Raw genomic sequence first — 12,638 nt, 5'->3', positions numbered from 1 at the left:
GTGTATTTCGGCCCAATTGCATTGGGCCGATTTGATGAGCGCAAGGGCGGCGAGCGTGGTTACTTGAACCTGAAGGTGTAACCCATGTGATTGAACTTTTTTGTTACCTATGTGGTTGACTCCTACAAGGATCGCCTTTTTGGCCTACCTTTTTGGCGAAGCAAAAAGGTAGGTGGCCCGCCGGGGCCAGTCCCGGCTAGCATCCATGGAGTGACTACCGATCAGGGTCACCGAAGAACTGGACCGCACTAGGACATATGCTGCCCACCATTAATGGCGATATTAGCTCCAGTCAGGAAAGCAGCTTCATCCGAAGCCAGATAAGCAACTAGCCCCGCTACTTCTTCCGGCTTGCCCAACCGCCCCATCGGAATCTGCGGAATGATCTTCGACTCCAGCACTTCGCTCGGGATCGCCATGACCATCTTGGTGCCGATATAGCCCGGGGAGATGGTGTTGACGGTCACGCCCTTGCGCGCGACTTCCAGCGCCAGCGCCTTGGTGAAGCCGTGCATGCCGGCCTTCGCTGCCGAGTAGTTGGTCTGGCCGAACGCGCCCTTCTGGCCATTCACGGAAGAGATGTTGATGATGCGGCCCCAGCCGCGGTCGCTCATGCCGTCGCACACCGGCTTGGTCATGTTGAAGACGGAGTCCAGGTTGGTCCTCATCACCGCATCCCAATCGGTCTTGTCCATCTTCTTGAAGGTCATGTCGCGGGTGATGCCGGCGTTATTGACCAGCACGTCCACCGGGCCCAGGTCCTTCTGGATGGCGCTGACGCATTCGCGCGCCGCGTCGTAATCGCTGACGTCGCAGGGATAGGCGCGGAAGTTGTAACCCTGCTCCTCCATCGAAGCCAACCATGTCTGCGCCTTCAGATTGCCCGGTGAATAGGTCGTCACGACCTTGTATCCCAGCGCCGCCATCTTCATGCAGATGGCTTCTCCCAGTCCGCCCATTCCGCCGGTGATCAGTGCGAGTCTCGTCATTTTTTTTCTTCCTTTCAGTTGTGTGGGATTGAATTGCGCCAGCGCAAGGCCGGCATTCCGGGGCACTCATCATCGGTGAAAGAATGCGGTTTTCATATCAGCGCTCGCTGATTGTGCCGCTAGGGAAAACCGACGTTTTCTAGGACTGTTCTTAAGGTGACAATCTTGGGATGGCACCACGCATCCGCAAATCGCCGGGGCGACCTGCGGCCGGCGCGTCGGTGTTTCTCTTATCCCGGCATGCCATGTCTGTCTTTGTGTCCTGCGCGCTTCGCGGCAGCGAATACCACCGGAAGCAGAGCGTGCTGCCGTCACGATCTCCGGCATGACTGTCAGTATCTGTCTGTAGGGCAATGCCGACGTTACGCGGGGATGTTCGCCGATTGGCGATTCTGCGATGCAGGACTATATTTCACGTCTTGCCATTTCTTCCATGGGATTGCTCAGTATGACTACTCAGACCAGCGTCACGATGAGCGGCAGCGCCGCCGGCTTTTCGAGGTATTGCTTCATCGTCCGGTCCTGCCTCGAACAGGACTTCCAAGAGCCGGCCGACCTGGTTGCCGGGTTCATGGAGCAGAATCGGGACCGCCTCTTCGAGATGTACGCGACGGGCGTTCCTGCGGCGGCGGCCGTCCTTGCATTCGCGATGGAATTCGAGTCGAGCTACTATGCATGGTAAGACGCCAGACAGACACGCCCGCCGGGCTTGCTGTCAAAACGCCGAGGCGCTTGGACGACGGCAGGCGAGCAAGGCCGACTATGCGGCGCGCCGCATGGCGGCCGCCATCAAACGCATGGGCGATACATCGCTCTCTTCACAGGAATGGGAGTCGGCGCTCCGATGGGCAACCGTCTGGGGCATGGCAACGCGCCTTTGCGCTCGTTGCCGACGCAACGAGGTGTGCGCCGACCCCACGCAGCCATGGGGACAGGGCAAGAAAAATGCGCCATTTTCCGGCACATGAACAGACTTTTCCGACATCGCTGTCAGACCATGTCTGTCACTGGCCGTTACCTGCCGTTACGCTGAATTGATCGACCGCAGAGACTGGTTTCTTCGTGCATCACAGTAACTGTCCGTAGTGCAATACTCCGGCTGTCCATTCACGTCATGTTTGAGGAAACCATGCACAACGCATCGACTGAAAGCCATGCGAACACCCGGCACCGCCAGCTCCAGACGCGCACCAACGGAAAAGCGATCTCCGTTTCCGATCATGTGTCCTGCCCGTCGCGATCGGCGCGCAACACCACCTGCACAGCACCTTTTCTCGCCTGCAGCAACAGCATCATGCAAGGCGAGGACGGTGTCGCGCGCTGCAACAGTCCGTTCCTGTATTGCGATCGATACGTCTACCCGGGCGACGCACTCGATGCCGGTTCATCCTCGGCCACGAAGAATCTGAGGGAGTCGATGATCGGAACGAAGTAATCGCGCGACAGCGGGTAATCGGTGCAGGCGTAGTCGTGGAACGATGCCTTCACCACGATGGGCGGGGCGGAGAGGATCTTGCCGATGGAGCGATAGCACTTTTCCGCCGCCAGGCAATCAGTAATCGCGACGCAGGCTGGGCCGTTGGCGCGGTTCACCTGGTTCACGATCTGCCACGCATAACCGTCCATCGCATCCAGCGCCCGCAGGTCGGCTGCCTTGAACGAGCCGGCAACCTCTTCCGCCGTGCGCCGGTCATCGCTCGCCAGGCTCCAGGTGGCGATGTACAGCCCCTTGGTGCCGTCCTTGCATTCGAAATACAGGGACTTGCCGTCGGCCGTCTTGCGCTCTTCCCAGTCGCCCGGCAAGTTCATCTGCCAGATGTCGGTGCGTATCGTGTAGAAGTTCATTGAGCCATTCTAGGTTGCCTTCCTGCAAGAGTCTAGGCTGGTTTCGCGACCATCAGGTAGAACACCATCACGAAGGCAAAGAAGGCCGGCACGCCCAACGCGACCCAGGTCCAGAAGTAGCGCCAGTAGGAAAACGCCAGCGGTTCATTCCTCTCGACGGCTTCGCGCGCGACAGCGCGCAGCCGGATCTGGATCCAGACTACGGGGAGCCAGCAGGCCAGCGCCAGCACGTACAGGATGATCGACCAGCGGATCCAGGTGGCGTGCACCGGAAAGCCGGCAAGCCGGATCAGGTAAAAGCCTGTGAGCGGCTGCAGGATGGCGGTGGTGGTGGTGAACAGCCAGTCGGCCAGCACCACCGTGCGGGTCACGACGGCAATCGCCCGCACGTCGCGGCTGATGGTGGCGAACAGCAGGTAGAAGGCGGAGCCGATGCCGGTGCCGAACAGGAATGTCGACGACAGGATGTGCAGCCACTTCACGGTGACGTAGTCCATCAACGCTCCTCCATTTCCAGCAGCAGCCAGATGGCTGCGAGCATCGGCAGGTTCTTCAGCAGCGGCCCGTAGGGATGCAGCCAGAACTCCGGCAGGCGCCAGCTGATGATCGCGGTGTAGAACACGATCACGGCGATCTGGGCAAGCCACAGAAGGCGGCGCCGTTTCAACAGCAGCGTGGCGATGCCGAACACGAAATCCATCATTGCCGCGCCGTACAGCATCACCGGTGCAAGCCAGCCCGTGATGCCGACCCGCGCGAGCAGCGCGTAGCTTTCTTCGACAGGATACAGGCCGAAGGACACGATGCCGGTGACGATCCAGACCAGTGCGATGGAAACGCGCAGCATGGGCAGCAGCCAGTTGAGCTGGGCCGACTGGCGCATGCAGCGCCGGTCTCCGGATGGAATGAATTGCCCGACGTCGCGCGGCGCGTGGCCGAGGAGGCGTGTTATCGCGCTTGCGTCCGCGGTATTGCCGCGTTCCAGCATATCGAGCGTTTCCCCGTCGAGGATGCTGCCCGGCAGGCGCTGCACAACGGAAGCGGTGACACGCATCAGCGCCATGGGTACCGGGAAGTAGCGGCCCTTCCCCATGCCCATCGCGCGACGCAGTGTCGACAGGAAGGCGCGGAAGTCCATCGCCTCCGGCCCGACCAGTGCCATGCGGCTGCCGCTCGCCGGCGGGCTGTCGAGGATGGCCGTGATGGCGGCAACGACGTCGTCGACGTGCACCGGCTGGATGCGCTGCCGCCCGCCGCCAGGCAATCCCGTCAGCGGCAAGCTGGCCAGCGTCGTGAACAGGCGCGCACTGGTGCCGCCTGGCCCGAATACCAGGGACGGCTGGACGATGACCGAATGCACCGGAAGCTGCGCGAGGAAATCGTCCGCGCGCTTCTTGCTCAGGTGGTAGCGGCTGCTGGCGTCGTCATCCGCCCCCAGCGCGGAGACTTGCACCACCCGCTTCACGCCGGCTTGCGCACAGGCGGCGAACAGTGCGCACGGCGCGCGTTCATGGATCAGCTCGAAAGTCTGCTCGCCCTGCTCGCGGATGATGCCGACCGCGTTGATCACGACGTCCACGCCGGCCAGTCTCGGCTGCCACACGGCAGGCTCGATATCCTTGGTGAAATCGCCGGATACATGGCGCAGTTTCGCGTTGCCACCCTTGGGCCTGCGTGACACGGCGACGACCTCGTGCCCCGCCGCCAGCAAGGCATCGGCCAGATGACTTCCGATGAATCCGCTTGCACCCGTCAGCAATACGACCACGCCGTCTCCTTGTATTGGGGAACCCCAAGCCCGATTCGACATCACAAATTGACAACGTTACGACCCGTTATCGAGACGGCGAGTTCATTCCCCGACTATTTGCATGGAGGAAGCATGAAGACCTGGCCACAAGCCATTCGCGACGGCGCCGTTTCCGGAAGCGTCGCCAGTATTCTGTCCACCGCGGTGCTTGGCAAGCGAGGACAGGAGGAAGCCGGCTCGCCGTTCGCGCCGACCAATGCCGTCAGCCACTGGTTCTGGGGCGACCGTGCCGCCCGGCAGAACGAACCCAGCACGCGCTATACCGCCGTAGGCTATGCGATCCACCACATGTCGGCCACGCTGTGGGCCGTGCTGTACGAGAAATGGTTCGGCGAACGCGCCGAGCGCGGCGAGATCCTGCCCGCTGTTGCCGGCGGCGCGGCGGTCGCGGGACTGGCGTGCTTTGTCGATTACAAGATGACGCCCGAGCGCCTGCAACCGGGATTTGAGAAGCGGCTGTCGACGCCGTCGCTGTTCCTGGTCTATGCCTCGTTCGGCGCGGCATTGGTGGTGCGCGGACTGGCAGCGTCGCGACGTCGCTAGCCTATCCCCGCGGCGCCCAGATCCGCCGGACCCGCTCCCAGCCGGCGTCATCCGGGTGCGGCCCGAGCTTTTCGCGGCACCAGTCAGCGAACTCCGCCGGCGGCAACGGCCGGCTGAACCAGTAGCCCTGCGCCTGGTTGCAGCCGTGCTCTTCCAGGTAATGCAAGGTATCTTCCGACTCGATGCCTTCTCCATGCACGTCCAGCCGCAGGCTGCGCCCGAGCCCGATGATGGCCTCCGTCACCGTGCGGCTCGCCTGGTCGCGCTCGATACGGCGCACAAAGGATTGGTCCACCTTGAGCTTGTCGAGCGGCAGGCTGGTGAGGCTGCTGAGGCTGGAATAGCCGGTGCCGAAGTCGTCGAGCGCTACCTTGACGCCCAGCGACTTGATGCGCGTGAGAATCTCCACCGCGTCGTCGATGTTGTCCATCACCGCGCTCTCCGTCACTTCGATCTCGAGGCAGGCGGGATCCATTCCCGTGTCGGCGATGATGTCGCCGAGTTTCTCGGCGAACGCCCGCTGCCGGAACTGCAGCGGTGAAACATTGATGGCGATGACGACCTTCAAGCCCTGGCTGCACCACGCAGCGTGCTGGCGGCAGGCTTCGGCCGCTACCCACTCGCCGAGTTCCGCGATCAATCCCGCCGACTCGGCGATGGGAATGAACCTGTCCGGACCGACTTCCTCACCGGCATTGTCGGCCAGCCGGACCAGTGCTTCGGCACCCGTAAGCCGCCCGTTGCGCAGGTCGATCACGGGCTGGTAAACCAGTCGCAGGCCATTCTGCCGGATCGCCTTCCTGAGCCGGAGCTCCAGTTGCAATGCCTCGTCGGCCCGCTGGTCGAGCTCCCGGGTATAGAACTGATAATTGGCGCGTCCCAGCTGCTTCGCCTGGTACATCGCGAGATCGGCGTTGTGCATCAAGGTGCTGACATCGGCCGCATGCTCCGGGAAATAGCTGATGCCGATGGACGGCGAAATCGACAGTTCGAGCGTATCGACCAGGAAGGGCCTGCTGATGGTCTCGACCACGTGCCGCGCAACCGCCCCGGCGCGATACCGGCTGGCGTCCAGGTGCGCGAGGACAATCACGAACTCGTCGCCGCCCAGGCGCCCGACCAGGTCTTCGTTTCGCGTGCATTGGGCGAGCCGGCGGCCGACTTCCTGCAGCACGCGGTCGCCGGTCTCGTGCCCGTACAGGTCGTTGATGGGCTTGAAGCGGTCGAGGTCGATGAACAGCAGCGCTCCCTGACCATGTCCCCGCTGCGCAGCGGCGAGCATGCGTTCGCAGAAATCCATCACCAGCGCACGGTTGGGCAGACCGGTCAGCGCGTCGTGCAGGGCAGCGTCGCGCAATCGCTCTTCGGACTCGCGCAACAGGTCGTCGGCCCGCTTGCGCTCGGTGATGTCCTGCACCATGCCGCGCAATGCAACCACATCACCGAGTTCATTGAATACGGCCTCGCCTTTGGCGTTGACCCAGATAAGCTCGCCGCTGGCGTGGATGACCTGTATTTCCAGGTCGTACCCCTTGCCATGGGCCTTGGCATCCTGCAGAGCCGTATCGAGGCGCTCCCAGGATTCCTGGGGCAGCACGGTCCCGCGCATCCCCGCGAAATCGGGTACGTCGCGCCCGTAGACCTCGCGCAAGGAATCCGAAATGCTGACCTCTCCTGTCACCAGGTCCCAGTGCCAGGTACCGAACCGTGCCAGCCGATGGGCTTCCGCCAATTCGTCGGCACGGTCCTGCAGCAGGCGCGCTGCGCGGCCGATGGCGTTGGCCACTTCCGCGGCTTCCTTGAGATGCACATCGGGCACCGGCATCGCCACGCCTGATCCCAGCGCCGTCGCTGGCGCGGTCAGCGCCTGGACCGAGCGCGCGATGCGTCCACCCATGATGCGTGCCATGACAAGGCCGATGCCGAACAACACGGCCACCCCCAGCGCGAACATGGACAAGGTGCCCATCAGGTCCGCCTGGATCTGTGCGCGCGGAATGCCGATCGACACCCTCCAGTTGGTCACCGGCGAGCGGCTGAAAAATGATCTCAGCTTGATGTTCTCCTGCGTGGTGACCTCGACCGATCCTTCTGAATGTTCCGTCATGGCTTGCAGCAGGCGCGGGTTGGCCTTTCGCCCAACGTATTTTTCCGATGCCTGGGTGCGCCCGGCAATCGTTCCCGAGCTGTCGAAAATCCCCGCCACCCAGTCGGGCGGCAAGTTCTGCGCTTTCAGCAAGGCATCGAAGTGGGACGGCAGAATGCCGATCCCCAGCGCATAGACGACCTTGTCGTTGAGTACGACCGGCACATCGACGCTGATGACAGGACGCTTGAGGATGGGGCCGATAAACACCCCGGAAATGGTTGGCCTGCCGAACATGAAGACATCACGCACTTGCTCCGGTGCCATGCCGGCCGGAACCGGCAGGCCGAAATCGACTGCCGTGTTGATGAGTTGCCTGCCAAGTTCGTCACGCAGCACCACGTTGGTGCTCAGGCCGGACAAGGAGAGGGTTTCGCGCGCCACCTGGTGGAAGCGGGAAAAATCCCCGGCGAGCAATGCATCCGAACGGGAAAGCGCCTGGGCGATGGCCTGCACGCGGAGGAGATGGTTGTCCACGGCCTGCACGAGGGCGCGGGCCGTCTGGATCGTGTCCTTTTGCTGCTGGTCGCGGCCGGCCCGGTATTCGTAGAAAAAGAGCGCCACGGCACCGATGACACCGGGCAACAGACAAGCCAGGACAAGCCAGCTCAGGAACGTCCGCACCGACCGGCGGGATGCGGAAGGAGCAGGCGTGGTAATCGACCTGGCGCCGATTGCATCAAGAGGAGATTTCAAGGGTGCCTGCCTTCAAGCTTTCCACTTCGACCCGATCGCACTGCAAAAGATTCCTGCACGGGGACAATATAAAAGCGTCCTCGGCAGGTCCTTCCACAGGCGTTTCCGGATTCCTTGCAGCAAGGTCAAACCATCGGCACGCCGGTTGCTCGAACGGGAGTACACTGGATACAGCACTTCTGTGACTACTGGTCGAGGACATTGCGATGGGTGAACATGCACCACAACCGGATTGCGGCCTGAGCCGCCGGGATGCCTTGCTGATGCTCGGCGCCGCGCTGCTTGCCGGGCCCGCCGCCGCACAGTCGCCTGCGGCAATGCCATCTTGCGTCGTTACGCCGGAACAGACCGAAGGCCCCTATTTTTCTGATTTCATGCTGAACCGCAGCGACATCCGCAGCGACCCGACGGACGGCTCCGTGAAGGCAGGCATTCCGCTCGCGCTGACGCTGCGTGTCCTTGCCGTCGAAGGCAGCCGCTGCGCTCCGCTGCCTGGCGCCATCGTCGACGTCTGGCATTGCGATGCGAGCGGCGCCTACTCCGATTCGATAGACGCCAACTTCGACACGCGCGGCAAGAAGTTCCTGCGAGGCTACCAGGTCAGCGATGCCGACGGTGTGGCGCGCTTTACCAGCATCTTTCCCGGCTCCTATCCGGGACGGGCCGTGCATGTGCACTTCAAGGTGAGAATGAAGGCACGCTCGGGCCGCGACGCCGAGTTCACGTCCCAGCTGTATTTTCCCGACAGGGTCAACGACCGCGTGCTTGCATCCGGCCCATATGCAAGGCCGGGCCGGAACGTATTGAGAAACGAAAACGACGGCCTTTTCCGCCGCGGCGGGCGATCCTTGATGGCCGAGATTGCCGACGCACCGGGCGGCGGATTCCATGCCCGGTTCGACGTCGGCGTTGCCCTCGTTTGAATCCTGCCGTGGCGACGACCGAAAAGGAAAAGATGCTGGCGGGCGAGCTCTACGACCCGCGCGACGCCCACCTCTCCGCCGAGCGGCGCCGGGCGCGATTGCTGCTGAAAGACCTGAACGACACGCGTGACGACGAGGTGGAAGCGCGAACGCAGCTCCTGCACGAGCTGATCCCTTCGCAGGGCGCGGACACCTGGATCGAGCCGCCCTTCTACTGCGATTACGGCACCAACATTGTCCTGGGCGACAAGGTCTTCTTCAATTTCAACTGCGTGGTCCTGGACGTCGCTGCCGTGCGCATCGGCTCGCGCGTCCTGTTCGGTCCTGCGGTGCAGGTCTATGCGGCGACGCATCCGCTCAATGCGGAGGAGCGCCGCACCGGCCTCGAGCTCGGCAAGCCGGTCGAGATCGGGGACGACGTCTGGATCGGCGGCGGAGCCATTGTCTGCCCCGGCGTGAAGATCGGCGATGGCAGCGTCATCGGGGCCGGCAGCGTGGTGACGCAGGATATCCCGGCGGGCGTGTTCGCTGCCGGGAATCCGTGTCGCGTGGTTCGCCCGGTTGCATGAAAAAAAGGCAGGTTGCCCTGCCCCAATCACACTCCTCAAAAAACGTGCTCAGGTGAACTGGCCGATTTTCTTCTCCACCGCCGACCGCACCGACCCGCTGGTAACGAAGGACTGCGCCACCTGGATATCGTTGTGGAACCAGCGGTCACCCTCGAGACAGGCAGGAATCTGCCGGCGCACTTCGTCGTACGCCGCCTGCGTGCCCTGCCCGAGCACGAAGCCCGGAAGAAGCGACTCGGTCATGGTCAGCGCCTGCGCCGCGAGCAGCATCTCCACGCCGACGATGTACTGCGTATTGGCGACGACGGTCGCCGCCTTGCGCGCGCACCAGGTCGAGTTCGAGACGTGGTCTTCGCTGTTGCCCTTGGCGGGGATGCTGTCGACGCTTCCCGGCATGCACAGGGTGCGGTTTTCCATCACCAGCGAACTCATCGAGCATTGCACGACCGGGTAGCCGGTGTTCACGCCGCGAATTCCGGTCATCAGGTTGCGCGGCAAGCCCCAGGACAGCGTCGGATCGATCAGGCGGTTGATGCGGCGTTCGCAGATGCTGCCGAGGTCGGTCACGGCCATCGTCAGCAGGTCCATGGCCTGCGCGAGGTACTGTCCGTGGAAATTGCCGCCCGAGATGATTTCGAAGCCGCCGCCATCCTTGCCGAAGATCAGCGGATTGTCGGTGGCGGAGTTGATTTCGCGGGTGACGATGGTGTCGATGTAGTCCAGCGCATCGAATACCGGACCGTACACCTGCGGCGCGCAACGCAGCGAATACACATCCTGGATGCGAGGCGTGTACGGGATGTCGGTGCGGCGCAGTTCTTCAGGAAACTGGACGGCACGCGCCTCGTGCGTCGTGCGCGTCGATCCCTTCAGCAGGTTGCGCACGATGGCCGCCGTCTTGATCTGTCCGGCATGCGGGCGCGCCTGGTGGATGCGGTCGTCGAAGGCGGACATTTCGGCGCGCATCGCTTCCAACGTCAGCCCGAGCGACAGGCAGGCGTCGGAGAGCAGGTTGCGCGCATCATGCGTGGCGAGAACCGCCACCGCGAGGGACACCGTGCAGCCATTGATGAGCGCGGATGCATCCTTCGCCTTGAGGTCGAACTTCACCGGGCCGACGCCGGATTTCAGGATCGCCTCCGGCGCGCTCATGCGCTTGCCCTGGTACATCACTTCCGCCTCGTCGAAGCCGGCGATGGCGGCGGCGAGATAAGACAGCGGCGCCAGGTCGCCCGATGCGCCGACCGATCCCTTCTGCGGCATGACCGGATGGATGCCGGCATTGATGAAGGCGAGCAGCCGGTCGACCACTTCCACGCGCGGCGCGGAGTAGTTGCTGGCGAAGGCATTCGCGCGCAGCAGCATGGTGGCGCGGCTCACTTCCTCTGAGAACGGCTCGCCCATCCCGGCAGCGTGGGCGCGGATCATCTGTGTCTGGAACAGCTCGACGTGCTCGACCTTGATGCGCGTGTCCTTGAGCAGGCCGACGCCGGTGTTGAAGCTGTACATCATCGGCGCTTCGTCGTGCATCCAGGTGGACTCGATGTAGTCGCGGCTCTGCTTGAGGGCATCGCGCGAGGATTGGGCGAGGCCGACCTTGACCTGCGGATCGCGGGCGATGGCGATGACTTGTTCGGCCGTGAGGGTGAAGCCGTCGATGTGGATGGTGGTTGTCATGTTGCGTCTCTTTCGATTTTTGACACTCGCCGGTAAGGGCGGGTTTGAATATGTATTGTCAATTGCAAGGTGCATCCGTATGCGGGCCGGTGCGGTTGATCTTCCACACCACTTTTCCCGTCATTCCCGCGAAGGCGGGAATGACGGGGGCGAAACAGCGTGAATTCAACCGTCGCCACACGCACGCGTGTATTTACTTCGCCCCCGCCTCATACCACTGCGCAACCAGCGCGCGCTCGTCATCCGTCATGTTGGTCAGGTTCCCGATCGGCATAGCCTTCAGCTGCACCGTCTGCTGATACACGCGCGCCGCATTCTGGCGCAGCAGTTCCGGGGTATGCAGCATGACGCCGGCCGGTGCGGTGGCAAAGCCATTATGGGTCGGCCTGTCCGAATGACAGACCGCGCAGCGCTGCTGGATCACCGGCATGATCTTCGCCATATCGACGGCAGCCATGCCGGCAGCAGGCTTTGCAGCCGGTTTCGGTGCAATCGAGAAGGCGACTACGGCCAGCAAAGCCACGCCTGCCGCCGGATATCCCCACGCAACCTGCCCCTTGTGCTTCAGGTTGAAGAAGTGGCGGATCAGCACGCCCGCAGCCATGATGCCGGCCAGGACCAGCCAGTTGTATGCATGGCTGTACGTCATCGCGTAGTGATTGCTGATCATGATGAACAGCACCGGCAGCGTGAAGTAGTTGTTGTGCACCGAACGCTGCTTGGCGCGCTTGCCGTAGATGGGGTCGGGCGACTTGCCCACCTTCATCGCATCGACCAGCTTGCGCTGGCCGGGAATGATCTGCATGAGCACGTTGCCGACCATAATCGTGCCGATCATCGCGCCGACATGGATGTAGGCGGCACGGCCGCCGAGGAATTTCGACAGCATGTACGCAGCGGCGACGATGAGCGCATACATCACGATGCCGAGCAGCCCGTCACGCTGCCCGAGCGGCGACTTGCACAGCAGGTCGTACACGACCCAGCCCGCCACCAGGGTACCGAGGCCGATCAGCACGGCCTGGGTGCCGGTGATGTCGGCGATCGACTTGTCGACCATCATGGCCGAGGCGTTGAAGTAATAGACGATGAACAGCAGCGCGAAGCCCGACAGCCAGGTGCTGTAGGCTTCCCATTTGAACCAGTGCAGTTCTTCCGGAAGCTGCTTGGGCGCGACGAGGTATTTCTGCGGATTGTAGAAGCCACCGCCGTGCACGGCCCACAGCTCGCCCGCAACGCCGGCTTTCTCCAGGTCGGAGCCTGCCTTGGGCGGCCGGATCGAATTGTCGAGCCAGACGAAGTAAAACGAGGCGCCGATCCACGCGATGCCGGTGATCAGGTGGAGCCAGCGGACCAGCAGGTTGAGCCATTCCACGCCGTAATTGAGCAACAAAGCTTCCATGTATTCCTCATAGACAGAAGCTCGTCTGCCTCCGCGGG

Annotated in this window: 11 protein-coding genes; 4 read left to right on the top strand and 7 right to left on the bottom strand. The window is 62.8% G+C overall.

The annotated features are described in order from the left end of the window. Positions 1-248: 248 nt before the first annotated feature. On the bottom strand, positions 249-989 hold the full coding sequence (gene phbB / locus ACNOHI_RS03420; protein WP_420473225.1) for an acetoacetyl-CoA reductase: 741 nt from the start codon (positions 987-989) through the stop codon (positions 249-251). A gap of 448 nt (positions 990-1,437) precedes the next feature. On the opposite strand from phbB, the gene ACNOHI_RS03415 reads away from it, so the two are divergent. Next, positions 1,438-1,671 carry a hypothetical protein gene (locus tag ACNOHI_RS03415; RefSeq protein WP_420473224.1) on the top strand — a complete coding sequence of 78 codons (234 nt, stop codon included), beginning with the start codon at positions 1,438-1,440 and terminating at the stop codon, positions 1,669-1,671. Between the two features lie 674 nt (positions 1,672-2,345). Here the strand turns inward: ACNOHI_RS03415 and ACNOHI_RS03410 are convergent. Genes ACNOHI_RS03410 through ACNOHI_RS03400 form a run of 3 tightly spaced genes read right to left on the bottom strand, consistent with a single transcriptional unit; the run spans position 2,346 to position 4,602 of the window. Next, positions 2,346-2,834, bottom strand: a complete 489-nt coding sequence (locus ACNOHI_RS03410; protein WP_420473223.1) for a hypothetical protein — start codon at positions 2,832-2,834, stop codon at positions 2,346-2,348. Positions 2,835-2,866: 32 nt separating this feature from the next. Beyond that, positions 2,867-3,331, bottom strand: a complete 465-nt coding sequence (locus tag ACNOHI_RS03405) for a DUF2269 family protein (RefSeq protein ID WP_420473222.1) — start codon at positions 3,329-3,331, stop codon at positions 2,867-2,869. Then, positions 3,331-4,602: an NAD(P)H-binding protein gene (locus ACNOHI_RS03400; protein WP_420473221.1), complete on the bottom strand. Its 1,272-nt coding sequence runs from the start codon at positions 4,600-4,602 to the stop codon at positions 3,331-3,333. The genes ACNOHI_RS03405 and ACNOHI_RS03400 overlap by 1 nt, the downstream gene beginning before the upstream one ends. 114 nt (positions 4,603-4,716) lie before the next feature. On the opposite strand from ACNOHI_RS03400, the gene ACNOHI_RS03395 reads away from it, so the two are divergent. Next, positions 4,717-5,187, top strand: a complete 471-nt coding sequence (locus ACNOHI_RS03395) for a hypothetical protein (RefSeq protein ID WP_420473220.1) — start codon at positions 4,717-4,719, stop codon at positions 5,185-5,187. A gap of 1 nt (position 5,188) precedes the next feature. Here ACNOHI_RS03395 and ACNOHI_RS03390 read toward each other — a convergent pair whose 3' ends face one another. Then, on the bottom strand, positions 5,189-8,029 hold the full coding sequence (locus ACNOHI_RS03390; protein ID WP_420473219.1) for a bifunctional diguanylate cyclase/phosphodiesterase: 2,841 nt from the start codon (positions 8,027-8,029) through the stop codon (positions 5,189-5,191). Between the two features lie 206 nt (positions 8,030-8,235). Here ACNOHI_RS03390 and ACNOHI_RS03385 point away from each other — a divergent pair, with 206 nt between their 5' ends. Together ACNOHI_RS03385 and ACNOHI_RS03380 are read left to right on the top strand one after the other, a co-directional pair. After that, complete coding sequence (locus tag ACNOHI_RS03385) at positions 8,236-8,952, top strand: intradiol ring-cleavage dioxygenase (protein ID WP_420473218.1); 717 nt, start codon at positions 8,236-8,238, stop codon at positions 8,950-8,952. 8 nt (positions 8,953-8,960) lie between these two features. Continuing rightward, positions 8,961-9,521, top strand: coding sequence for a sugar O-acetyltransferase (locus tag ACNOHI_RS03380; protein WP_420473217.1), 561 nt, complete (start codon positions 8,961-8,963; stop codon positions 9,519-9,521). Positions 9,522-9,569: 48 nt separating this feature from the next. On the opposite strand, the gene ACNOHI_RS03375 is transcribed toward ACNOHI_RS03380, so the two are convergent. Next, positions 9,570-11,198, bottom strand: a complete 1,629-nt coding sequence (locus ACNOHI_RS03375; protein WP_420473216.1) for an HAL/PAL/TAL family ammonia-lyase — start codon at positions 11,196-11,198, stop codon at positions 9,570-9,572. 193 nt (positions 11,199-11,391) lie between these two features. Then, positions 11,392-12,600, bottom strand: coding sequence for a urate hydroxylase PuuD (locus tag ACNOHI_RS03370; RefSeq protein WP_420473215.1), 1,209 nt, complete (start codon positions 12,598-12,600; stop codon positions 11,392-11,394). Positions 12,601-12,638: the final 38 nt, after the last annotated feature.

This window comes from Noviherbaspirillum sp. ST9 (assembly GCF_048799745.1).
Taxonomy (GTDB): Bacteria; Pseudomonadota; Gammaproteobacteria; order Burkholderiales; family Burkholderiaceae_D; genus Noviherbaspirillum.
This window is presented reverse-complemented; position numbering and strand designations above follow the sequence as displayed.

What these genes read in the sequence shown, in the direction of transcription:
- ACNOHI_RS03410 (WP_420473223.1), bottom strand. Translation starts at nt 2,834, where the DNA reads ATGAACTTCTACACGATACGCACCGACATCTGGCAGATGAACTTGCCG.
- ACNOHI_RS03395 (WP_420473220.1), top strand. Translation starts at nt 4,717, where the DNA reads ATGAAGACCTGGCCACAAGCCATTCGCGACGGCGCCGTTTCCGGAAGC.
- ACNOHI_RS03370 (WP_420473215.1), bottom strand. Translation starts at nt 12,600, where the DNA reads ATGGAAGCTTTGTTGCTCAATTACGGCGTGGAATGGCTCAACCTGCTG.
- ACNOHI_RS03415 (WP_420473224.1), top strand. Translation starts at nt 1,438, where the DNA reads ATGACTACTCAGACCAGCGTCACGATGAGCGGCAGCGCCGCCGGCTTT.
- ACNOHI_RS03405 (WP_420473222.1), bottom strand. Translation starts at nt 3,331, where the DNA reads ATGGACTACGTCACCGTGAAGTGGCTGCACATCCTGTCGTCGACATTC.
- ACNOHI_RS03385 (WP_420473218.1), top strand. Translation starts at nt 8,236, where the DNA reads ATGGGTGAACATGCACCACAACCGGATTGCGGCCTGAGCCGCCGGGAT.
- phbB (WP_420473225.1), bottom strand. Translation starts at nt 989, where the DNA reads ATGACGAGACTCGCACTGATCACCGGCGGAATGGGCGGACTGGGAGAA.
- ACNOHI_RS03375 (WP_420473216.1), bottom strand. Translation starts at nt 11,198, where the DNA reads ATGACAACCACCATCCACATCGACGGCTTCACCCTCACGGCCGAACAA.